Consider the following 22,363-nt stretch of genomic DNA (forward strand, 5'->3'; position numbering starts at 1 on the left):
CGAACACTTGAAAATAACCGTAGGGGATGTGAACGATCGTGAGTATTTTGGTAAATAAAGATACAAAAGTGATTACACAAGGTATCACGGGTGCGACTGCGAAGTTTCATGCGAAAGGTGCGCTGGACTATGGCACGCAAATGGTAGGCGGAGTGACCCCGGGTAAAGGCGGCACGACTGTCGACATTGAACTCGAAAATGGCAGTGTAGTTAAGCTTCCCGTGTACAACACCGTAAATGAAGCCAAAGAAGCAACAGGCGCAACAGCAAGTGTTATTTATGTACCGCCTGCTTTTGCTGCAGATTCTATTATGGAAGCTGTAGATGCTGAACTTGATCTTGTGATCTGTATTACCGAAGGAATCCCGGTACTCGACATGATCAAAGTAAAACGTTATATGGAAGGCAAAGATACGGTTCTGATCGGTCCGAACTGCCCAGGCGTTATTACTCCAGGCGAATGTAAGATCGGTATTATGCCGGGCTACATTCATATGCCAGGTCATGTAGGAGTTGTATCCCGCAGCGGTACGCTGACGTACGAAGCGGTTCATCAGCTTACAACACGTGGTATCGGTCAATCATCTGCCGTAGGAATTGGTGGAGACCCTGTTAAAGGTTCCGAATTCATTGATATTTTATCTCGCTTTAATGATGACCCTGATACACATGCAGTTATTATGATTGGTGAAATTGGGGGTACTGCTGAGGAAGAAGCAGCAGAATGGATTCGTGATAATATGACAAAACCTGTCGTCGGTTTCATCGGCGGGGTTACAGCACCTCCAGGAAAACGGATGGGACATGCGGGCGCTATTATCTCCGGTGGTAAAGGTACAGCGAAAGAGAAGATTGCAAAACTCGAATCTTGCGGCATTCGCGTATCTCCAACTCCATCTGAAATGGGCTCTACGCTCGTAAGTGTACTGGAAGATCGCGGAATTCTTAATCTTTGTACGACTCATTAATATCATGCAGCAATCTAACAAGCCTCGTTAGGAAGACTTGTTAAAATTTTTTTCTTCTATATAATAGGGGCAAACCCGAATCTGATTTCATCCTAAAAGGTAAGCAACCTTTTTGTCGAATATATCGACAGAAGGGTTGCTTTTTGTATTTTATTACAGGTTTCTTTTCGTTAGTCAAAGAAAGGGTGGAGAGTATGGAAGATAGACATATTTTATTTGGACTTCAAGAGATGGATGGGATCGGTCGTAAAACCATTAGAAGATGGATGACGAGTGGAAATTTATTATCGGACATGCTAAAATACGAAACTCAGGACTGGATTCAGTCAGGACTCTCGGCAGCAAAAGCTGCTGTGATGAAAGAATGCTTCCATGAATCATTTATTTATGAGAAACTTGAACTGCTTCATAAGGAACGTATCGAAATTGTAACCTATTACGATAAAGAGTATCCTATATTATTGAAGGAAACGGCGGACCCGCCTTGGGTTCTATACATAAAAGGGAATGCTAGTTTGCTTCATAAGCCGTCTATAGCGATGGTTGGAACCCGAGTTCCTACAGGTTACGGAAAAAAAGTAGGTGAGGTGTTCGCTTCACAGCTATGCAAGGCAGGATATACGATTGTAAGCGGTCTTGCACGCGGAATAGATAGTGTATGTCACGAAGCTGCTATTCGCGCAGATGGTTTAACGATTGCTGTCCTTGGTGCAGGGCTGTCACATATTTATCCCGCCGAAAACCATGCTTTAGCGAGCCGGATTGCTTCTAGTGGATTGTTAGTATCTGAGTATCCAATACACCAAAAACCAAGACCTGGTCTTTTTCCTGAGAGAAACAGGATTATTGCGGGACTGAGTTTAGGTACACTTGTGGTGGAAGCTGATTTACGCAGCGGATCATTAATTACGGCTGACGCTGCACTAGAAGCAGGTCGCGATGTATTTGCAATTCCTGGGCCCATTACATCTCCTAAAAGTCATGGCACGCTTAATTTAATTAAACAAGGGGCTGCGTTAGTAACTAAAGTAGAAGATATTACAGATGAATATAAACATGTAATGAATTTCGCTAGAGAAGACAAGCCAGAACAAACCGGAGTTCATCCTGAAGCGCTTTTATCTGCATCACAGCAGGAGCTGATCCCAGAACTTACGGAAGAAGAAAGAAAAGTAGTTGATTTACTAGAAGCAGGCCCTATGACATTAGATGATTTTGTAGACAGGCTTCATCTTGATTTTGGACATTTGCATTCAGTTCTGTTATCTTTAATCATAAAAAAGCAGATTATACAATTACCTGGAGCTATATATAAGTTAATATAGATCCCTTTGGCGTGATTTGATGTGTGATTTCGTCATAGGGGCATGCAGGCTATATTTTGAGAGGAGGATGAACCTATGGCGGATTCACTCGTCATCGTGGAGTCTCCTTCGAAAGCCAAAACGATAGGGAAGTATCTCGGAAGTAAGTATATCGTTAAGGCTTCGATGGGGCATATCCGCGATTTGCCAAAAAGTCAGATTGGCGTAGAAGTGGAAAATGATTTTAACCCTAAATATATTACCATCCGCGGAAAAGGTTCTGTACTGAAAGAACTAAAGGATGCTTCGAAAAAAGTGAAAAAAGTTTATCTGGCGGCTGACCCCGATCGTGAGGGGGAAGCGATTGCCTGGCATTTGGCTCATGCACTTGATCTGGATCAGACAGAAAGCTGCCGGGTTGTTTTTAATGAAATTACGAAACAAGCGGTAAAAGATGCTTTTAAAACACCGCGTAAAATAAATATGGACCTCGTGAATGCACAACAAGCAAGACGGATTCTAGATCGACTGGTAGGTTATAAGATCAGTCCTATACTCTGGAAAAAAGTGAAAAAAGGATTATCTGCTGGGCGTGTACAATCCGTTGCAGTTAAGATTATTCTTGACCGTGAGAACGAAATCGATGATTTCATTCCGGAAGAATACTGGAGCATTACTGCAAAACTAAGTGCAGACGGCAGCCCGATGGAAGCGAAGTTTCATAAGTGGAACGGAACCAAAACGGAACTGACAAACGAAGAACAAGTGAATTCGATACTGGGGCAAATTGAGAATGAAGATTTCACGGTAAAAGAAGTAAAAGAGAAGGAACGGACACGTAATCCGTCGGCTCCTTTTACAACAAGTTCGTTACAGCAGGAAGCGGCTCGTAAACTTAACTTCCGTGCTGCCAAGACGATGTCAGTCGCACAGCAGTTATATGAGGGTGTAGATCTTGGTAAAGAAGGAACCGTAGGTTTAATCACCTATATGCGTACCGACTCCACTCGTATTGCGACATCGGCTCAGGAAGAAGCGAAAGAGTTCATTACTCAAAAATATGGAGAAACTTTCGTACCGGAAACGTTCCGTCAGTATTCCAAAAAAGCAGCAAATGCTCAAGAGGCGCACGAAGCGATTCGCCCTACCTCGGTACTAAGAGATCCAGATTCCGTGAAAGCATATACAAGCAGAGATCAATTTCGTTTGTATAAACTCATTTGGGAACGTTTCGTAGCGAGTCAAATGTCTTCTGCTATTCTTGATACTTTATCTGTTGATATTACTGCAGGGGATGCAACGTTCCGTGCTACAGGATCAAAAGTTCGTTTCCCTGGATTCATGAAAGTGTATGTAGAAGGAAATGATGATGGTACCACGGAAGAAGATAAGCTTTTGCCTCCGCTTCAATCGGGGGATGCATTAGTTAAACAGGAGATTGAACCAAAACAGCATTTTACTCAGCCTCCACCGCGATATACAGAGGCTCGTCTGGTTAAAACGCTTGAAGAACTTGGGATAGGACGTCCAAGTACGTATGCACCTACACTTGAAACGATTCAAAAACGGGGTTATGTAGCCATTGAAGAGAAGAAATTCATGCCTACAGAACTTGGTGAACTGATAATAGAGCAAATGGAACAGTTCTTCCCCGAAATTCTGGATGTGGAGTTTACCGCACATATGGAAGAGGATCTTGACCACGTGGAAGAAGGGTCAGAGGATTGGGTGAAAGTACTCGCACAGTTTTATGGTTCCTTTGAGAAACGTCTTGAAGTGGCGGAAGAAGAAATGAAGGAAATCGAGATCGAAGATGAGGTTTCCGATGAAATTTGCGAAAAATGCGGGAAGCCGCTTGTATATAAACTTGGTCGTTTCGGGAAATTCTTAGCTTGCTCCGGTTTTCCTGACTGTCGTAATACGAAGCCAATCATTAAAGACACCGGCATTGTTTGTCCAACCTGTAAGGAAGGACATGTCGTTGAGCGCAGAAGTAAGAAAGGTCGTATATTCTTTGGATGTGACCGTTATCCAGAATGTGATTTCGTGTCTTGGGATAAGCCGTCCGTCAAACCTTGTCCGAGCTGTTCATCTCTCATGGTAGAGAAACGGAATAAGCAAGGAACGAAGCTGAAATGTACGGTATGCGATCATACTGAAATCATGGAAGAACCAGATGATGAGTCTGTTGAAATATAAAATACTAACAATGATATAGTGAAACCGGATAGACCGGACTGCTGTCAGCATGTCGAAATAATGAAGAGTTGCTGACAGCAGCAGGGAGGAAATATATATAATGAGTGATAGAGTACAACAAGTAACCGTTATTGGAGCAGGTCTCGCAGGAAGTGAAGCAGCATGGCAAATCGCCCAAAGAGGCGTGCCTGTTAAGCTGTATGAGATGCGCCCTGTTGTTAAAACGCCGGCACACCATACGAATCAATTTGCTGAACTTGTATGCAGTAATTCGCTGCGGGCTAATGGACTTACGAACGCGGTAGGTGTATTAAAAGAAGAAATGAGAATGATGGATTCGCTCGTAATCGGTTCCGCTGACCGTAATGCGGTACCTGCGGGCGGTGCACTGGCTGTGGATCGAGATGGTTTCTCCGGTGAAATTACACGTATGCTTCATGAACATCCTCTAGTAGAAGTGGTAAATGAGGAGATTCAGGAAATTCCTACAGAAGGAATCGTCGTTATTGCGACAGGACCATTAACTTCTCCGGCTCTATCTGCACAGATTAAAGAGCTTATGGGCGAGGAGTATTTTTACTTCTACGATGCTGCTGCACCGATCGTAGAAAAAGACTCTATTGATATGAGCAAAGTATATTTGGCTTCAAGATATGATAAAGGTGAAGCTGCTTATCTCAATTGTCCAATGAATGAAGAAGAATTCAATCGCTTTTATGACGCGCTCATTTCAGCAGAAGTTGCTGAACTTAAAGAATTCGAAAAAGAAATCTACTTTGAAGGCTGTATGCCGATTGAAGTGATGATGAAGCGTGGTAAACAAACGGCATTGTTTGGTCCTATGAAACCCGTAGGTCTCGTGAATCCTCACACAGGTGAACTTCCTTATGCGGTCGTTCAATTGCGTCAGGATAATGCAGCGGGGACTTTATATAATCTAGTAGGATTCCAGACACATCTGAAATGGGGAGAACAAAAACGAGTATTCCAGATGATTCCTGGTCTTGAGAATGCCGAATTTGTCCGTTATGGTGTGATGCATCGTAATACATTCATTAATTCTCCAAAATTGCTTGAACCAACGTATCAATTCAAATCTCGCCCTAATCTGTTCTTTGCTGGACAAATGACAGGGGTTGAAGGTTATGTAGAGTCTGCGGCTTCCGGGCTGATCGCTGGTATGAATGCTGCGAATCTTGCACTAGGTCAAGATTTGTTTGTGCTTCCAAAAGAGAGTACACTAGGAAGTATGGCGCACTATATTACCACTGCCGATTTCAAACATTTCCAACCGATGAATGCAAACTTTGGATTGCTTCCGAGTCTTGAACGTAAGATACGCAACAAGAAAGAGAAGAATGAAGCACTTGCGAATCGTGCTTTAGAAAGCATTCAACATTTTAAAGAAGAAAAAGGACTATCCACGGGGAAGTAAGGATAGGCTAGCACGAAAGCCCGGCAAGTCTTTTTCTGACATGCCGGGCTTTTTTTAAACGAATGGAAGAGGAGGTTTCATGATGCAAACGACATTTCATGCAACGACGATATGTGCTGTACGTCATAACGGCAAAGCAGCGATTGCGGGTGATGGGCAAGTAACAATGGGAGAATCGGTAGTAATGAAAAATACAGCGAAGAAAGTTCGCAGGTTATACCGAGGACAAGTTGTGGCTGGTTTTGCAGGCTCCGTTGCTGATGCAATTACACTATTTGAGAAATTTGAAGGTAAGCTTGAGGAACATCATGGGAATCTTCAGCGTGCAGCAGTGGAACTTGCTAAAGATTGGCGCCAGGATCGTGTGCTTCGCAAGTTAGAAGCGCTGATGATTGTAATGGATAAAACCGGTATGCTGCTGATTTCAGGCGGTGGAGAAATTATTGAACCTGATGATGATCTGCTTGCGATTGGTTCAGGCGGGAACTATGCTTTGTCTGCCGCAAGAGCTATGAAACGAAATGCAACACACCTGGAAGCCAAGGATATGGCTCGTGAAGCACTTCTTGTGGCTTCCGAGATCTGTGTCTATACAAACAGTAATATTATTGTGGAAGAACTGTAAACTGAATTAATTTCATATATTAATGAGTTATGAAATTGATTCAAGCTATTTTAATAAAAGATAAATTTACCGGGAGGGAAGAAGATGTTAAACGAAGCGTTAACCCCTAGACAAATCGTAAGTGAACTAGACAAATATATTGTGGGACAAAAGCAAGCCAAGAAATCGGTTGCTGTAGCCCTGCGAAATAGATACCGCCGAAGTAGACTTCCTGAGCATGCTCAAGATGAAATTGTACCAAAAAATATACTTATGATCGGACCTACCGGTGTAGGTAAAACAGAAATTGCTAGACGGTTAGCTAAACTTGTGGGTGCTCCCTTTGTAAAAGTAGAGGCAACGAAATTTACCGAAGTGGGTTATGTTGGCCGTGATGTAGAATCTATGGTTAGAGATTTAATTGAGACAGCCATTCGGATCGTCAAGCTTGAAAAAACAGAAAAGGTCAAGGACAAAGCCGAAGAAAATGCGAATGAACGCATTGTACAGATCCTTGTTCCTTCCGCAAATAAATCTAAAAATCAGAAGAATCCGTTCGAGATGATTTTTGGTAATCATAATCAACAGACAGAGGAAGCAGATCCTGCGCAAGAAGCCAGCGTTTCTGAGCGCAGACGCAAAGTGAAATTTGAACTGCTGTCCGGTCAGCTTGAGAATGATGTAATTGAGATTGACGTAGAAGATGCAGCCCCGAACATGTTTGACATGTTCGCTGGTCAAGGAAATGACCAGATGGGTATGAATATGCAGGAGATGTTTGGTAACTTCCTGCCAAAACGCACGAAAAAACGCAAGCTAAGTATAAAAGAGGCACGTAAAGTTCTCATTCAAGAAGAAGCCAGCAAACTGATTGATATGGACGATGTAACCCAAGAGTCGATCAGACGCGCTGAGCAATCAGGTATCATCTTTATTGATGAGATTGATAAAGTAGCCAGCCAGGGACGCGGATCAGGCCCTGACGTCTCTCGTGAGGGTGTCCAAAGGGATATTCTCCCTATCGTGGAAGGATCGACCGTAATGACCAAATATGGCCCTGTGAAGACGGATTATATTTTGTTTATCGCTGCGGGTGCGTTCCATGTATCTAAACCGTCAGATCTCATTCCAGAGCTCCAGGGGCGTTTCCCAATTCGCGTGGAATTGAATAGCCTCACACTGGATGATTTTGTTTCTATTTTGACAGAACCCAAAAATGCACTGACCAAACAGTATACCGATCTTCTGCGAACAGAAGATATTGAAATTGAATTTTCACCAGAAGCGATTCGTGAGATCGCCAATATTGCAGAAGCAGTAAATCAAAGCACAGAGAATATCGGTGCGAGAAGGCTCCATACCATTTTAGAAAAACTATTGGAGGACCTTTCTTTTGAAGCACCCGAACTCACGCTCGATAAGATGGTGATCACGCCGGAATACGTAAGAGAGAAATTAGGTGAGATTGCGAAAGATCGTGATCTTAGTCAATACATTTTATAAAATAGAAGCTCTTTAAAGGATAAGTCCTTTAGAGGGCTTTTTTTATTGATTAATTTTCGTGTTAATGCAAACTCTTTGTTGGAAATTAAATAAATAAAGGAAATTAAGACGTTTAAATGACAATAAATGAGTTTAACTATATGATAGACTGGTTCAATATCTTCATTTTACCTTTGTATGCTTGACTTTGAATATCTTAGAAATGAGAAATTAGGTTGAAAAAACCTATACTTTATAGGACTCTTTTTTCATTAGAATGAAGTTATTTTGTACTTTATACCCAAAAAGTCCTTATTAATGATAAAAGATAGGGCTTTTTTCTTATTGTAATAAATGCCCAAGTGAAAGAAACTTATGTTATATGACAAATAACTTCGTAATTCTACTAAAGACCTATGAAAAGAAATAATCAATGCCATATTTGTCGAAAATGAGACAACCGAGGTCTTATTTTATATAGAAGTCATTTTTAGGAATTAATAAGGGAGGTAAGTGTTATTAATTTATTGAACGACAGTAGTTTTAAAACACTTCAAGCGGGAATTGATGCTGCAAACCTCAGGCAACGTGCGATTGCTAACAATATAGCCAATAGTGACACCCCTTATTTCAAACGGTCTGAAGTCAAATTCGAAGAGTTTTTGCAAGATGAAATGAAAGGGAATGTAAGTACATTAAGTGGGAAAACAACAAATGAGAAACATATTCCTATAGGTCTTAGCAGTAAAATCCCTGCTGCGCGAATTTCGACAGATCATAATACGGTAATGAATAATAACGAAAACAATGTTGATGTTGATAAGGAAATGACCCTTTTGGCAGAGAATCAACTTCGTTACAATGCCTACATCCAGCAGGTCACAGAACAAATTAAGATGATGCGTATTGCAACGGGAGGGAGCAGCTGATGAATATTAGTAATAGCTTTGACATTAGTTCTTCTGCATTAACCGCTCAGCGTCTTCGGATGGATGTAATTTCCTCAAACATTGCAAATGCTGAAACAACAAGAGCGAAGATGGAGAACGGTGAAGCAGTACCTTATAAACGAAAAATGGTTGTACTAGAAACTAGCAAGCCAAGCTTTAAGAATATGCTCCAGACACAGATGGAAGGCAAAGACATTCAGCAAGGCGTCATCGCAACTTCTATTAAGGAAGACACAGCGCCGCTCAAATCGGTATATAACCCAACACATCCGGATGCAAACGCCGAAGGGTACGTATATATGCCTAACGTTGATATAACGAAAGAAATGGTAGATTTAATTAGTGCATCAAGATCTTATGAGGCAAATGTAACTGCACTAAATGCTTCAAAAGCAATGGTGTCTAAAGCACTTGAGATCGGCAGATAGAGTTATTAGACACTACATATTTTAGAATTTAGGAGGGACCAAAGATGATACAAAATACGATGTTGCAAACATCTGCTTTACAATCTCCTTCAATGAGCGGAACACAAAATAAATCAACCCCCTCAGATACGATCAAACAATTCTCATCCTATTTAGATCAGGCAATTACGCAAGTGGCAGAGCAAGAGAAAACGTCTCATGTCATGTCAACAGAATTTGTTAAAGGTAATGTGAATGTAGATCAAGTGATGATTGCTTCGGAACAAGCACTGCTAAGTTTGCAGTTAACGAATCAAATTCGAAATAAAGTGGTCGAAGCCTATCAGGAAATTATGCGGATTCAAATGTAATAGAGGTATGATTAGCAAAAGTTCGGATGAGGTGACGGAGTGAACGAGAGAATCGCCCAGTATAGAGAGAAGATATCTCAGTATTGGAACAAATTTACCAAAAAACAAAGGGTATTACTGATTTCTACGGTGGTGTTTCTCATCATTGCCGCCGCTGCACTTACAATTCAGTTCTCTAAAACGGAGTATGAAGTAGCGTTTACTGATCTTAGTGCAGAGGATTCAGCTGGGGTCATGAGCTATCTTGAGAGTGGAAATATTCCTTTTGAGTTAAATAAAGATGGGACAAGCATTTCAGTACCTAGTACGCAAGCGGCAAGGGTGAAAGTAGATGTTGGATCCCAAGGATTAGTTCAGAACGGATCGATCGGTTATGACATCTTTGAGCAAAATGGTTCAATGATGGGTTCGACAGATAAAGAATTCGAAGTCAAATACGCTAACGCTTTTAATGGCGAGATTGAACAAATGCTCCGGACTATGCAGGGCGTGCAAGATGCAAAAGTATTAGTTAATCTTCCTGAAAAAAGTTTATTTGCCGGCTCGGATCAAGAAACTGCCTCTGCTTCCGCAGTACTGACTTTTCAGCCCGGGTATCAAATGTCACAGAAGGCAGTAGACGGATATTTTAACTTAATGAAAACTGCGGTACCAAACTTACCACTGGAAAACATCACCATTTCTACGAATCAGGGTGAAGAACTTCAACCAACCGAGCGTGGCGGAGGAAGTGGACTGGGTGAAATACAAGAGAACATGGCGCTGCAGAAAAAATATGAGAGCGATGTTCAAAAGAGTGTAAAAGAATTTCTAACGGGTATTATCGGTAACACAGATATTAATGTGCTTGTGACATCAAATCTGAATTTTGACAAAGTAAACGAAACTCAAAATCTGGTTACTCCGGTAGATGAAGAGAACATGAAAGGTATTGAGATCAGTGTTCAAGACATTCAGAGCAGTTACACAGGCGGTACTGCAGAAGATGGCGGTGTAGCAGGAACAGGAGAGGGAGATGTTGTAAACTACCCGGCTGCTGGTTCTGAGACTTCAAGCGGAGAAGAGAGTTCCACGACAATCAATTACGAGGTTAACCAAATCGCAAAGGAAATTGTCCAAAGTCCATACACTGTAAAAGACTTAACCATTAATGTAGCAGTTGAACCACCCCAAGGACAAGAAATTTTAGATGAGCCAACAAGAGATGCAATAGAAACAGTTTTAGTGAACATTGTGAGAGCGTCACTTGCAAATTCAGGAAGTACATATAACGACGCAGATCTAGAAAAGAAAGTCTCTGTACTAGCTAAACCAGCGCAAACGGCCACAGATACACAGACAGGAATTCAGTTGTCTTCTGGTATGATAGGGGGCTTAGTAGCGGGTGCTGTATTACTGCTAGCAGGCGGAGGATACTTGATTTATCGAAATCGCCGTAAGAAGGAAGAGGAGTATGAGGAAGATGATCTTCCGCTTCAGATTCCAACCGAATTTCCTTCCGTAACTTTAGAAACGGTCACAAATGAAAGTCAGGTACGTAAACAACTCGAGTCACTCGCGAAGAAGAAACCGGATGAATTTGTTGATTTGCTTCGAACGTGGCTTGCTGATGAATAGGGGTGAGAAACTTGGTTAAGGCACCAGGAAACGGATTAACCGGAAGGCAAAAGGCAGCAATCCTGCTCATAACGTTAGGACCAGAGGTATCAGCCCAAATTTTCAAGCATCTACGAGATGAAGAAATAGAGCAGCTAACTTTAGAAATTGCCAACGTAAGAAAAGTAGAAGGTGGAGAAAAAGAACTCATTATGTCTGAGTTCCACCAAATTTGTTTGGCACAAGAATACATTTCACAAGGCGGTATTAATTACGCACGAGAAATTTTAGAAAAAGCACTCGGATCTCAAAAAGCACTGGAAGTGATTAATAGACTAACCGCTAACCTTCAGGTCAGACCCTTTGACTTTGCTCGGAAGGCGGATCCGAATCAGATTCTTAACTTTATACAAAATGAAAGCCCGCAGACGATTGCGCTTGTCTTATCTTACTTGCAATTTGAACAAGCAGCCGTCATCCTTTCCTCTCTTCCGCAAGAGAAACAAGCGGATGTTGCAAGGCGGGTTGCAGTAATGGACAGCACTTCACCAGAAGTAATCGCCCAAGTAGAAAGAGTACTTGAACAGAAACTATCTGCCACGGTTACGCATGATTACACGAATGCAGGCGGAATTGAATCGATCGTTCAAATCCTAAATGGAGTTGACCGCGGAACCGAGAGAACGATACTGGATTCTCTGGAAATACAGGATCCTGAACTGGCAGAAGAAATCAAGAAACGGATGTTTGTCTTCGAGGATATCGTTAATGTCGATGACCGGTCGATTCAGCGAATTATTCGAGATATTGATAATGCTGACCTACAGCTTGCGCTCAAGGTGGCGAGCGAAGAAGTTCGGAATTCTATCTTCAACAATATGTCTAAACGCATGGCAGAGACTTTTAAAGAAGAAATGGAATTCATGGGACCTGTCAGACTGCGTGATGTAGAAGAAGCACAAACCCGTATCGTTGCAACGATTAGAAGACTGGAAGAAGCTGGTGAGATTATTATTGCTCGCGGCGGAGGAGATGATATCGTTGTCTAATCTGATTAAATCCTTTGAGTATGTACCCGTTGATACCCATAAGCAGGTGAAATCGGTTCATGAGTATGGTGAAAAATCAGGTGTTGAAGCGAATTCTGATCATAATGAAAGAATAGTGGTAGAAGAACAAAAGCCAACGGTCGATGAAGAATCGATTCGAATGAAGCAGGAAATGCTCGAGAATGCGAAGGACTTTGCAGAAAGGCAAGTGCGTGAAGCAGCAGAAGAAGCAGAGCGATTACTTCAGGAAGCCAAGGAACAAATTGCTTCTTGGTGGGAAGAAAAAAGACTTCAAGATGAGCATCTGATGGATGCTCTTCGCTCAGAAGGATATCAACAGGGTTATCATGAGGGTGCAGACAAGGCAAAAGAAGAGCTTCAAACTTATATGGAAGAAAAAATGGCAGAAGCACAGCTGGTGCTGAGTGAAGTTTACGAAGCCAAAGAACAGATTATACAGGAAGCAGAACCTTTTCTAGTTGAACTGAGCACGGCAATTGCTGAGAAAGTAATCGATCATCAGCTTTCAACAGAACCGAGTCTTATGATTGAACTGATTCGTAAGAACTTGGCAAGAAAAAGAGAACAAGGTGTTATCACATTATGTGTATCTCCTAAGGAATTTTCATATGTCCAAGCTGCTAGAGAGGAATTGACTTACGCGATCGACTCTCAAGCTGAACTGAAAATATTGCCGGATGCTTCCGTTCGAGATAAAGGATGTGTTATTCGTTCTTCTTTCGGAAGTGTCGATGCCAGAGTAGATACGCAGCTCACCGAAATCAAGAAAGAATTGATCCGGGTAGCGCTGGATAGCGAGGAGCGGACGAATTCATATGAAGGTTCTTAGTTCACAGCGATATATGGATCAACTGAAACAACTGGACCCGGTCCGTATTAATGGAAAAGTTACTCAGGTGATCGGACTGATGGTGGAATCAGAAGGTCCGGATGCAAGCATAGGAGATGTTTGTTACATTTATCCGACGAATTCGGCCCTTCCGCTGAAAGCAGAAGTGGTCGGATTTCGAGATAACAAAGTACTTCTGATGCCGCTTGGTGATCTACAGTCGATTGGTCCTGGCTGTGATGTGGTGGGAACGGGGAAACCTTTGAATATTCAAGTCGGATCTGAACTTCTCGGTAAAGTACTTGATGGTCTAGGGCAGCCCCTGGATGGTTCACTTATTCCCGCCCGAATGCAGCGCTATTCAACTTCAAGTGCACCCATTAATCCACTGAATAGACCCAGGGTACTTGAGCCTATCAGCATTGGTGTTCGTGCAATCGACGGACTGCTTACGATTGGTAAAGGACAGCGGGTGGGGATCTTTGCCGGGTCAGGGGTTGGTAAAAGTACCTTGATGGGGATGATTGCCCGTAATACATCAGCAGATGTCAATGTGATTGCTCTTATCGGGGAACGGGGACGGGAAGTATTAGATTTTATTGAACGAGATCTTGGGCCTGAGGGGCTCGAACGTTCTGTTGTTATCGTGGCTACATCGGATCAGCCCGCACTAGTGCGTATCAAAGGAGCGCTGATTGCAACTACCATTGCAGAGTATTTCCGAGATCGCGGCATGAATGTCATGCTGATGATGGATTCGGTGACAAGGTATGCGATGGCACAGCGTGAAGTTGGTCTTGCGGTTGGGGAGCCGCCAGCAATGAGAGGTTACACTCCTTCCGTATTTGCTAGTTTACCTAAACTATTGGAGCGAGCGGGAACGGGGCCTGTCGGATCGATTACTGCCTTTTACACGGTCCTTGTGGATGGGGACGACATGAATGAGCCGATTGCGGATGCTGTCCGTGGTATTCTCGATGGACATATTGTGCTGAACCGGGGAATTGCGAATAAAGGACATTTTCCAGCTATAGATGTGCTCGCGAGCATAAGCCGGGTGATGAAAGATATTGCTCCTGCGGAACAGATTGATGCAGCTGAAAATATAAAACGTCTCATGTCGGTCTATAAGAACTCAGAAGATCTAATTAATATTGGTGCTTATCAAAAAGGATCGAATATAGAGATTGATGAGTCGATAGACCGAATACAGGATATATGGCGGTTCACACGGCAGAAGGTAGATGAAAAAGTAGTATTGGATGAAGTAAGACAAAGACTAATTACCGAGTTTGCAAGGAGATGACTTAGTACATTATGGGGTTTACTTATCATTTTCAAAAAGTTGTGGATCTCAAGGCGAAGGAGAAAACACAGGCAGAGTGGCTTCTTTCTTCTGCTATTGGTAAACTGCAAGCCGAAGAAAATCATTTGCTGGAACTTGTGAGAGATCGAGAAAATCTCATGGAAGGCATTTCTTCTTTCTCACTGCAAAGCGCTTCGGCTTCTAGTTTACAGGAGATGAATCGTTACGTTCACTATCTAGATGAATGCATCAGCCGCAAAAATAATGATGTGGCTCATGCTGAAGTGAACGTCAAACAAAACCAAGCTTTTTTGAACGATAAAATGCTGGATGAAAAAGTATGGAACCAGGCGCGAGAAAAAGAAAAAATGCATTATCAACAGGAGATGCTCCTTAGGGAACAAAATGAACTGGATGAAATGGCAACGGTGCGCTTTGCTGTAAGAGCACGTTAAAAGAATGTGCGGGCGTGATGCACCGAAGGAGGAATGATGGTTGGTAGACAAGGATCGAGAGGAACTGGAGCGAGAGTCCGGAGGGGCTTGGGAGAAATTTATGATTATTGGAATCCCTGTTGTCTTTTGTCTCGTACTGGTTGTTGTACTGCTCGTCGTTCTGAATGTTGATTTCAGAAAAAATGCGATCGAAATTGCAAGCAAAATTCCGGTAGTGAAAGAATGGATACCGGAGGAAGCGTTAGATCCAGCAACCCAAAAAGAAAGACAAGCCGAGAAACAAATAGAAAGTAATAAGGCAGTCATCGATAAATTAAAGACACAGCTTGCTGATTCAAAAACGGAGCTTGAGCAGGTGCAACAGGAGAAAGCTAAACAGGATAGCAATGTACAGAAATTAGAAGATGAAATAAAAGAGTTACAGGTAACAACGAGTTCAAGTGGTGATGCAACAGCGTCAAATGAAACAGAAACCATAGATCCTTACCTAAAGCAAGTGAAAGATCTTGCTAAAATGTACGGTCAAATGAAGCCGAGTAAGGCAGCTCCTATTATTCAAAGTATGACGCTCGAAGAGCAGGTTCAGCTTCTTGCAGAGATGAAATCAGATGCACAACGCAGCATTCTTGAAAAAATGACACCTCAGGCAGCTGCTGAAGTTACAGAGGCACTAAAAAATACAACGACTTCTGAAAGTCGCGCCATTGCCGCATTACAATCCAAAATGAACAACAAACAAGCTTCATCAACGACTACATCTAACAATCGGAACTTGGATAAAAATGAGCTGACACAAACCTTTTCATCGATGTCAGCAGACAGTGGTGCAAACTTAATTCTTGAGACCTATAAACTAAGTCCAGACCAAGCGATCACGATTTTAAAAACGGTAGATGATGCAACGAGAGCAAAATTACTAGACCAAATGTCTTCTGCCGATGCTGCTGTCTCTGCAAAAATATTAAATCGTTTAATGGGGAGTAAAAATTAATTGATATTTTATATCAAGTGAGAGGAGGTGAAAAACGAATGATATCTTCTTTTTCACAAGTAGGAAAAGCAGTTAGTTTGATGGATTCTGGATCTGAGGCAAGTAAGACTACTGGAAACGAATCAACTGGGTTTCTTGTGGCTTTGCAAGTGAACATGCAGACAACGAGTGAGGGAATGAATCAAGCGGGAAACAAGGAAACGCCGGCCATGTTTACTTTTCTTACGGTAAATCCAGATGAAAGTGTTACTCCGGAAGTGAATACAAGTACTTTGGACGAAGCGACTCTCCTTATGGAAGCAGAAGCGATTATTGATGAACTCATTACAACACTTGAGCAAGAGAAAGATTTGGATCGTAGTGAAAAGCATGAAGAAATGATTGCCGATCTGAAGGGGTGGCTGCAGCAAGCTTTATATTATCTCTATCCTGCAAACAATGAAGAATCAGCAGAGCAAAACGTATCTTTTCAAGCCATGAATGCACTCACAGAGCAGTCGGATACCGTAAAGTATGCACTGCAAGAAGTACTGCATCAATTAATAGAAGCAAGTAAAACAAATTCAGAAACAGCTGCACCATTAGAAGATCTTATACATACTCAGGAGCAGCTAATCGTAAATCTGAAAGAGATTTTAGGAAAATCAGATGTAAAAACAGATTCTGTTACGAAATTAAATTCACTGATGACCGAACTTAGCCTGATGGCAAAAAGCACATTCGCTTCAGCAGAAAAAACAACGTTTTCTATAGAACCTTCACTCCTTACGGGGGATGCCGAGATTCTGGAAAACGTCGGTGAACAAAACGGTAGTAACAAGCTAGCAACAAAAGAAATGATCAAAGTAACGACTCTTGATGAGTCAATACAGCAGAAGGTAGATCCCGAATCTTCTCAGGAAGTGAATCCGGAGGAAACGCAGGATAATCAAGCGACAAACCTTATCACTGCAGGGCAGTTAGCTATAAAGAATGGGACAGCACCACTAACTAGATCAGAAACGGTCATACCGGTTCAACAATTTTCTAAAGAGATGTCCGAATTTGTTGTCAGTAAATTTGAAATTGTGAAGCAACAGGGAATGACAGAAGCGGTTATTTCTTTAAGACCTCAGCATTTAGGTCAACTGGACGTGCAGTTATCGATGCAAAATGGTCATTTGGTTGCAAAGTTTATGACAGAACATGCAGGAGCGAAGGATTTGCTCGAACAGCAAATGACACAGTTAAGAGCTGTACTTCAGGCTCAAGGGATTCAGGTCGAACGACTTGAAGTGACTCAGAACACCTCATTATCGTCACATATGTATCAGGATGGAGGCAGTTCAAACGGACAGCCTGGTAACCAGCGCAGATCTAAAGAACGAGAACGGAACAATGAAGATCTACTAACTACAGCAGAGATTCAAGACGAGCTTCGTACTTGGATGCAGGAGCAGCAAGAATTGGAGTTATATACGGAAGGCGATCAGACAAGCGGATTCACTGCGAAAATATAATGAGCGAAGCGGGGTGTGAAAATGTCAGCGGATATCATTTCTACGACGAATATTTGGCCTAACTACTCAGCTTCCAATGTAACTACAGCAGCGAGTAAAGAATCCTCAGATGCGATGGGTAAGGATCAATTTTTGAAAATACTGATTACTCAGTTACAGAACCAGAATCCAATGCAGCCGATGGAAGATAAAGAATTTATCGCTCAAATGGCTCAGTTTACTTCTGTAGAACAATTGTCGAATATATCGGGTCAACTTCAAAATTTATCGCAATCTTTAGGTGCGGTTTCTGGACTGATCGGTAAACAAGTAAGCTGGATTGGTACAAGCGAGGGTTCAAATGAAGGTGCTGTTCAAAGCGGTGTCGTGGAATCCATTATTATTCGGGATCAAATGCAGTATGCGGTTATTAATGATAAGGAAATTGCGCTAAAAGACATTACTCAGATCAGTGATGTAAAAACAGAAGAAATAGTCTTGGAAGCCAGTGCCTCTTCTGAAGAGAAAGTGGATGTAAGCGAAGAAGCCGATGGAGCTGAGGGATGAGTGGCGTTGTAAGAGTAGGTCAGCTCTATACAAGTACAGTGAAATCTCCCAACACCCGTGATACCAATAAGTCAGGATCAGAAGAGACCGTTTCTTTTAACAAGTTATTTAACAATGAGTGCATAAAGCTTAGTTATCATGCTTCAAAAAGGTTAGAGCAGCGAGGTATAGAGCTCGGTAAAAATCATTTAGAGAAGATTGCTGAGGCTGTAGATAAAGCTGCAGCCAAAGGTTCTAAAGAAACACTTGTGCTGATGGAAGATACCGCTTTTATTGTAAATGTAAAGAACCGAACGATCGTAACTGCGGTGAATGGACCCTCGTTAACAGAAGGCGTATTTACGCAGATTGATAGTGCTATTATCATTCCTTAATTATCTATATGAGGCTGGACCTAACGGAAAGCCTAAGGGTTGCGGATCGACAGAAGCAGCCAATCAACCAATCGGAGGTAAAATTAATTATGCTTAAATCCATGTACTCCGGAGTATCCGGCATGAGAGGGTTCCAAACGAAGCTGGATGTCATCGGTAATAATATCGCAAACGTGAATACAACAGGATTTAAATCAAGTCGAGTCATGTTTAAGGATATCATGAGTCAAACTACAGCCGGGGTAACCGCTCCTACAGATGATACCGGCGGTGTGAACTCTAAACAGGTTGGACTTGGAGTTAGTGTAGGATCGATCGATACGATGCATTTAGCAGGCAGTGCACAGACGACGAATAATCCAACGGATCTTCGTCTGGAAGGAGACGGATTTTTCCTGGTCAGCCTTTCGGAAGATCAGGAAGTTCCTTACCTGACACGGGCTGGAGATTTTCATGTGGATGCCAATCGCAGACTGGTTACCTCGGATGGACTGTTCGTGCTTGATTCAGGCGGCGCTCCCATTACGCTTGATGATGAGGTAGTCGCTTTTTCAATCGGTCAGGATGGAACCATTAACCAACAAATGGCGGATGGAACGATGGAAGCTGGTGTACAACTGGGGATCGGTAAAGTATCTAATCCAAGCGGTCTTGATAAAATCGGAGGCAATTTGTACCGAATGACGATGAATGCAAATCTCGATGGTGAGTTTGAAATTGTAACGGCAAATGATGCGGAAGCAGGTACGGGTTCAATCGTGGCTGGTCAGCTTGAGATGTCAAACGTTGACCTAACCGGAGAGTTTACAGAGATGATCGTTGCGCAGCGTGGTTTTCAGGCCAATTCCCGCATAATTACCACTTCTGATGAAATACTTCAAGAAGTCGTCAATCTTAAACGTTAATGATTAGTATCTGCACAGGGAGCGAAGGATGCTCCCTGAGGCAGGTTACTGCAGGAGGTATAGAGATGATAGCAGTTACAAAGCTAAACGGAGAAAGCCTGTTTTTAAATGCGTTGCTCATTGAGACTGTGGAAGAAACACCGGATACATATATCACCCTGATCACAGGCAAACGTTTAATTGTACTTGAGAAAGCAGAGGAAGTAATTCGTAAGATCAAGGAATATAACCGGGGAATTGGTATCCATGCGGCGACAATTAAATTGCAGCAGCAAACGGAGGATATGTAAATGAAGAAAATGTTACCCTGGATCTCTACCATTATGCTTGCCGTTACACTGATCGTGCTGGTGGTTATCATCATGAAGGGGCAGATGAATGCAGGAAACGAACAGCCAACTTCGAAAGTGAGCGAAAGCAAACCACATTTATCAGCAGATGAAATTGTTGAGGTAAGTTCAGAAATTATCGATATCAAAACAAATTTGGCTGATCCTAATTATCTTGTGCAAATGAACTTTGCCTTCCAATTGAATAGCGTAAAGGCGAAGGAAGATTTTGAGAAAATTAAAGATCTAGTTGTGACTCCGATTATTATTCAAAAGCTGGCAGATACAAGCCCTGAAACGCTGAATATAACGTCAGGAAGAAAGAAATTCAATAGCGAGTTGAAAGTTTTAATTAACAAAGAACTGACAGAAGGCCAATTACAAGATATTCGAATTACGAAGTTTCTTTCGACGCCAATGATGTAATGTGTCCTTACCTCAATTTTAAACCTGCAAGGGGGTGAATGAAATGGTTGATGTATTATCACAAAATGAAATTGATGCCCTCCTCGCAGCTCTTTCCTCTGGAGAAATGGATGCTGAAGAGCTGAAAAAGGAAGATAGTCAGAGGAAAATAAGGTCATACGACTTTAAAAGAGCAGTCCGATTTTCTAAAGATCATATTCGAAGTTTAACCCGAATCCATGAAAACTTTGCTCGGTATCTGACGACCTATTTTTCCGCTCAGCTGCGAACGTTTGTTCAGATTAATGTTGTTCAAGTAGAACAATTGCCTTATGACGAGTTTATTCGCTCTATTCCTAAAATGACCATTTTGAATATATTTGAGGCAGAACCGCTTCAAGGGAGAATGGTTCTTGAGGTGAATCCGAATGTTGCTTATGCAATGCTCGATCGTCTGCTTGGGGGCCCTGGCACATCTACTGCGAAAGTAAACACCATGACTGAGATTGAAATCACCATTATGGAGCGCATTTTCAGCAAAGCATTCGACAGTTTGCAAGAAGCATGGAAAACGGTTCTTGATATCAACCCCCGTATGGAGGCATTAGAGACGAATCCACAGTTTATGCAAATTGTATCGCCGAATGAGACGATTGCTTTGATCTCGCTTAGCACAAAGATTGGGGATACGACAGGCATGATCAACCTTTGCATTCCACATGTAGTTGTAGAGCCGATCATGTCCAAACTTTCAACCCATCAATGGTTTATATCGGAGAAAAAATCGCGGGCTCCTGAAGAAATGGTAGCTTTGAAAGAAAGAGTGAAGAAAGCCAAACTTCCGATTATCGCCGAGCTCGGTGAATCCCAGATATCGATTGCTGAGTTTTTATCGCTTGGCGTCGGCGATGTGATCGCACTAGGTAAGCCGGTAAACGAAGGATTAACCATTAAAGTAGGCGAAAAGGCCAAATTTATAGGAAGTCCAGGCAGTCTCAGAGACCGAGTAGCAGTACAGATAGATGAGATCCTCATTGAAGGAGTTGAAGAACTTGACGAGTAAAGACTTTTTGTCCCAGGAAGAGATCGATGCTTTATTAAAGCAAACCGAATCTATTTCCAGCGGTGAGCCCGTAGTGCAAACAGTGGATGATTATTTGACCCCGCTCGAACAGGATGCCCTCGGTGAGATTGGGAACATCACATTTGGCAGCGCGGCTACGGCACTTTCTACCTTGTTAGGTAATAAGGTAGAAATAACAACACCGAAAATTTCTATTATTAAAAGATCAGAGTTTGAACACGAATTTCCTAAACCTCATGTGACCGTTCATGTCACATATGTAGACGGTTTTGAAGGGATTAATTCACTTGTAATCAAGAAAAGAGATGCTCAGGTCATCGCTGATCTCATGCTTGGCGGTGAAGGAAATCCTAAAGACGAAGAACTGAATGAAATTCATATTAGTGCCGTTCAAGAAGCAATGAATCAAATGATGGGTTCATCAGCTACATCGATGTCTACTCTATTTAATCGATTCGTAAATATATCTCCGCCAAGTATAGATATTCTAAACACAACTAGTGGGGAAGGGTTGAATAATTTCCCTGTAGATGAAACGATGATCAAAGTTTCATTCCGTCTTCTTATTGGAGATTTAATAGATTCTACAATTATGCAATTGCTGAGAGTTGATTTTTCTAAAGATATGGTGAGAATGCTGATTCATGGCACGGAAGAGATGGACGAAGTATCTACAGGTAATGTGACCGAACCATCTGCACGAGTGGAAGAGGCAGTAAGTGCGCCGCCAGAACCCGCAGTATATGAATCTCCTGCTTATGAGCAGCCAATGCATCAAGCAGGGGAGAGTGTTCCTTATCAGGATCCTTGGCAAGCACCTATACCGCAGCAGCAGAACCCATATCAAAATTACCCTAACCAAGGTATGCAGCAGCCTGCGCAAATGTCGAATCCAGAGCCGCAACATTACGGAAACATGCACGCGCGTGGTGTGAATGTGCAACCAGTGCAGTTCGCAAATTTCCAAAATGGCGCTTTTGGGCAATCAAGCGACAATAATTTGAATTTATTGATGGACATACCACTAAAAGTAACCGTAGAATTAGGAAGGACCCAAAAGCAAATTAAGGATATTCTGGAATTCTCTCAGGGTTCCATCATTGAACTCGATAAGCTGGCTGGTGAACCGGTGGATATACTTGTCAATCAGAAGCTGATTGCTAAGGGCGAAGTGGTTGTCATTGATGAGAATTTTGGAGTACGAGTAACCGATATCGTAAGCGAGTGGGACCGACTGCAGAAAATACAATAAGC

Annotated in this window: 23 protein-coding genes; all 23 read left to right on the forward strand. The window is 42.2% G+C overall.

Going from position 1 to position 22,363, the window contains the following annotated elements; all coding sequences use genetic code 11:
• Positions 1-38: 38 nt before the first annotated feature.
• Positions 39-968 carry a succinate--CoA ligase subunit alpha gene (gene sucD, locus KJS58_RS10895; RefSeq protein ID WP_191798352.1) on the forward strand — a complete coding sequence of 310 codons (930 nt, stop codon included), beginning with the start codon at positions 39-41 and terminating at the stop codon, positions 966-968.
• A 194-nt stretch (positions 969-1,162) separates the two neighbouring features.
• A complete protein-coding gene (dprA, locus tag KJS58_RS10900; protein ID WP_213532721.1) occupies positions 1,163-2,293 on the forward strand; it encodes a DNA-processing protein DprA in 1,131 nt (376 codons plus the stop codon).
• A 75-nt stretch (positions 2,294-2,368) separates the two neighbouring features.
• Entirely contained in the window at positions 2,369-4,471 is a 2,103-nt protein-coding gene (topA, locus tag KJS58_RS10905) for a type I DNA topoisomerase (RefSeq protein WP_213532544.1), read from the forward strand.
• Positions 4,472-4,571: 100 nt separating this feature from the next.
• Positions 4,572-5,906 (forward strand): FADH(2)-oxidizing methylenetetrahydrofolate--tRNA-(uracil(54)-C(5))-methyltransferase TrmFO, encoded by a 1,335-nt coding sequence (trmFO, locus tag KJS58_RS10910; RefSeq protein WP_213532545.1) that lies wholly within the window; start codon positions 4,572-4,574, stop codon positions 5,904-5,906.
• An 82-nt stretch (positions 5,907-5,988) separates the two neighbouring features.
• The gene (gene hslV / locus KJS58_RS10915; RefSeq protein WP_213532546.1) at positions 5,989-6,531 is read left to right on the forward strand and encodes an ATP-dependent protease subunit HslV; all 543 of its coding nucleotides are present in this window, start codon (positions 5,989-5,991) and stop codon (positions 6,529-6,531) included.
• An 84-nt stretch (positions 6,532-6,615) separates the two neighbouring features.
• Entirely contained in the window at positions 6,616-8,013 is a 1,398-nt protein-coding gene (gene hslU, locus KJS58_RS10920; RefSeq protein ID WP_213532547.1) for an ATP-dependent protease ATPase subunit HslU, read from the forward strand.
• Positions 8,014-8,510: 497 nt separating this feature from the next.
• A complete protein-coding gene (flgB, locus tag KJS58_RS10925) occupies positions 8,511-8,921 on the forward strand; it encodes a flagellar basal body rod protein FlgB (RefSeq protein ID WP_213532722.1) in 411 nt (136 codons plus the stop codon).
• The gene (gene flgC, locus KJS58_RS10930; RefSeq protein WP_213532548.1) at positions 8,921-9,370 is read left to right on the forward strand and encodes a flagellar basal body rod protein FlgC; all 450 of its coding nucleotides are present in this window, start codon (positions 8,921-8,923) and stop codon (positions 9,368-9,370) included. The genes flgB and flgC overlap by 1 nt, the downstream gene beginning before the upstream one ends.
• A gap of 44 nt (positions 9,371-9,414) precedes the next feature.
• Positions 9,415-9,720, forward strand: coding sequence for a flagellar hook-basal body complex protein FliE (gene fliE, locus KJS58_RS10935; protein ID WP_213532549.1), 306 nt, complete (start codon positions 9,415-9,417; stop codon positions 9,718-9,720).
• Between the two features lie 39 nt (positions 9,721-9,759).
• Positions 9,760-11,337, forward strand: coding sequence for a flagellar basal-body MS-ring/collar protein FliF (fliF, locus tag KJS58_RS10940; RefSeq protein WP_213532550.1), 1,578 nt, complete (start codon positions 9,760-9,762; stop codon positions 11,335-11,337).
• 11 nt (positions 11,338-11,348) lie between these two features.
• The gene (fliG, locus tag KJS58_RS10945; protein ID WP_213532551.1) at positions 11,349-12,365 is read left to right on the forward strand and encodes a flagellar motor switch protein FliG; all 1,017 of its coding nucleotides are present in this window, start codon (positions 11,349-11,351) and stop codon (positions 12,363-12,365) included.
• Positions 12,358-13,215, forward strand: coding sequence for a FliH/SctL family protein (locus tag KJS58_RS10950; protein WP_213532552.1), 858 nt, complete (start codon positions 12,358-12,360; stop codon positions 13,213-13,215). Before fliG ends, KJS58_RS10950 begins: the two co-directional genes overlap by 8 nt.
• Complete coding sequence (fliI, locus tag KJS58_RS10955; RefSeq protein ID WP_213532553.1) at positions 13,202-14,521, forward strand: flagellar protein export ATPase FliI; 1,320 nt, start codon at positions 13,202-13,204, stop codon at positions 14,519-14,521. The genes KJS58_RS10950 and fliI overlap by 14 nt, the downstream gene beginning before the upstream one ends.
• Positions 14,522-14,532: 11 nt before the next feature.
• Positions 14,533-14,976: a flagellar export protein FliJ gene (fliJ, locus tag KJS58_RS10960; protein WP_213532554.1), complete on the forward strand. Its 444-nt coding sequence runs from the start codon at positions 14,533-14,535 to the stop codon at positions 14,974-14,976.
• 40 nt (positions 14,977-15,016) lie between these two features.
• Complete coding sequence (locus tag KJS58_RS10965; RefSeq protein WP_213532555.1) at positions 15,017-15,967, forward strand: MotE family protein; 951 nt, start codon at positions 15,017-15,019, stop codon at positions 15,965-15,967.
• A gap of 38 nt (positions 15,968-16,005) precedes the next feature.
• Complete coding sequence (locus KJS58_RS10970; protein ID WP_213532556.1) at positions 16,006-17,466, forward strand: flagellar hook-length control protein FliK; 1,461 nt, start codon at positions 16,006-16,008, stop codon at positions 17,464-17,466.
• A gap of 21 nt (positions 17,467-17,487) precedes the next feature.
• Positions 17,488-18,012, forward strand: coding sequence for a flagellar hook capping FlgD N-terminal domain-containing protein (locus KJS58_RS10975; RefSeq protein WP_213532557.1), 525 nt, complete (start codon positions 17,488-17,490; stop codon positions 18,010-18,012).
• Complete coding sequence (locus tag KJS58_RS10980; protein ID WP_213532558.1) at positions 18,009-18,386, forward strand: TIGR02530 family flagellar biosynthesis protein; 378 nt, start codon at positions 18,009-18,011, stop codon at positions 18,384-18,386. Before KJS58_RS10975 ends, KJS58_RS10980 begins: the two co-directional genes overlap by 4 nt.
• A gap of 89 nt (positions 18,387-18,475) precedes the next feature.
• Positions 18,476-19,291, forward strand: a complete 816-nt coding sequence (gene flgG / locus KJS58_RS10985) for a flagellar basal body rod protein FlgG (RefSeq protein WP_213532559.1) — start codon at positions 18,476-18,478, stop codon at positions 19,289-19,291.
• A gap of 65 nt (positions 19,292-19,356) precedes the next feature.
• Positions 19,357-19,581: a flagellar FlbD family protein gene (locus tag KJS58_RS10990; protein ID WP_213532560.1), complete on the forward strand. Its 225-nt coding sequence runs from the start codon at positions 19,357-19,359 to the stop codon at positions 19,579-19,581.
• Entirely contained in the window at positions 19,582-20,046 is a 465-nt protein-coding gene (locus KJS58_RS10995; protein ID WP_213532561.1) for a flagellar basal body-associated FliL family protein, read from the forward strand. It abuts the gene before it with no gap.
• A 43-nt stretch (positions 20,047-20,089) separates the two neighbouring features.
• Positions 20,090-21,088: a flagellar motor switch protein FliM gene (gene fliM / locus KJS58_RS11000; protein WP_213532562.1), complete on the forward strand. Its 999-nt coding sequence runs from the start codon at positions 20,090-20,092 to the stop codon at positions 21,086-21,088.
• On the forward strand, positions 21,078-22,361 hold the full coding sequence (gene fliY, locus KJS58_RS11005; protein ID WP_213532563.1) for a flagellar motor switch phosphatase FliY: 1,284 nt from the start codon (positions 21,078-21,080) through the stop codon (positions 22,359-22,361). The genes fliM and fliY overlap by 11 nt, the downstream gene beginning before the upstream one ends.
• Positions 22,362-22,363 lie beyond the last annotated feature (2 nt).

The organism is Paenibacillus sp. J45TS6, assembly GCF_018403285.1.
In the GTDB taxonomy this organism is placed as follows: Bacteria; Bacillota; Bacilli; order Paenibacillales; family Paenibacillaceae; genus Paenibacillus.

What these genes read in the sequence shown, in the direction of transcription:
- dprA (WP_213532721.1), top strand. Translation starts at nt 1,163, where the DNA reads ATGGAAGATAGACATATTTTATTTGGACTTCAAGAGATGGATGGGATC.
- topA (WP_213532544.1), top strand. Translation starts at nt 2,369, where the DNA reads ATGGCGGATTCACTCGTCATCGTGGAGTCTCCTTCGAAAGCCAAAACG.
- trmFO (WP_213532545.1), top strand. Translation starts at nt 4,572, where the DNA reads ATGAGTGATAGAGTACAACAAGTAACCGTTATTGGAGCAGGTCTCGCA.
- hslV (WP_213532546.1), top strand. Translation starts at nt 5,989, where the DNA reads ATGCAAACGACATTTCATGCAACGACGATATGTGCTGTACGTCATAAC.
- hslU (WP_213532547.1), top strand. Translation starts at nt 6,616, where the DNA reads ATGTTAAACGAAGCGTTAACCCCTAGACAAATCGTAAGTGAACTAGAC.
- flgC (WP_213532548.1), top strand. Translation starts at nt 8,921, where the DNA reads ATGAATATTAGTAATAGCTTTGACATTAGTTCTTCTGCATTAACCGCT.
- fliE (WP_213532549.1), top strand. Translation starts at nt 9,415, where the DNA reads ATGATACAAAATACGATGTTGCAAACATCTGCTTTACAATCTCCTTCA.
- fliI (WP_213532553.1), top strand. Translation starts at nt 13,202, where the DNA reads ATGAAGGTTCTTAGTTCACAGCGATATATGGATCAACTGAAACAACTG.
- fliJ (WP_213532554.1), top strand. Translation starts at nt 14,533, where the DNA reads ATGGGGTTTACTTATCATTTTCAAAAAGTTGTGGATCTCAAGGCGAAG.
- KJS58_RS10970 (WP_213532556.1), top strand. Translation starts at nt 16,006, where the DNA reads ATGATATCTTCTTTTTCACAAGTAGGAAAAGCAGTTAGTTTGATGGAT.
- KJS58_RS10975 (WP_213532557.1), top strand. Translation starts at nt 17,488, where the DNA reads ATGTCAGCGGATATCATTTCTACGACGAATATTTGGCCTAACTACTCA.
- KJS58_RS10980 (WP_213532558.1), top strand. Translation starts at nt 18,009, where the DNA reads ATGAGTGGCGTTGTAAGAGTAGGTCAGCTCTATACAAGTACAGTGAAA.
- flgG (WP_213532559.1), top strand. Translation starts at nt 18,476, where the DNA reads ATGCTTAAATCCATGTACTCCGGAGTATCCGGCATGAGAGGGTTCCAA.
- KJS58_RS10990 (WP_213532560.1), top strand. Translation starts at nt 19,357, where the DNA reads ATGATAGCAGTTACAAAGCTAAACGGAGAAAGCCTGTTTTTAAATGCG.
- KJS58_RS10995 (WP_213532561.1), top strand. Translation starts at nt 19,582, where the DNA reads ATGAAGAAAATGTTACCCTGGATCTCTACCATTATGCTTGCCGTTACA.
- fliM (WP_213532562.1), top strand. Translation starts at nt 20,090, where the DNA reads ATGGTTGATGTATTATCACAAAATGAAATTGATGCCCTCCTCGCAGCT.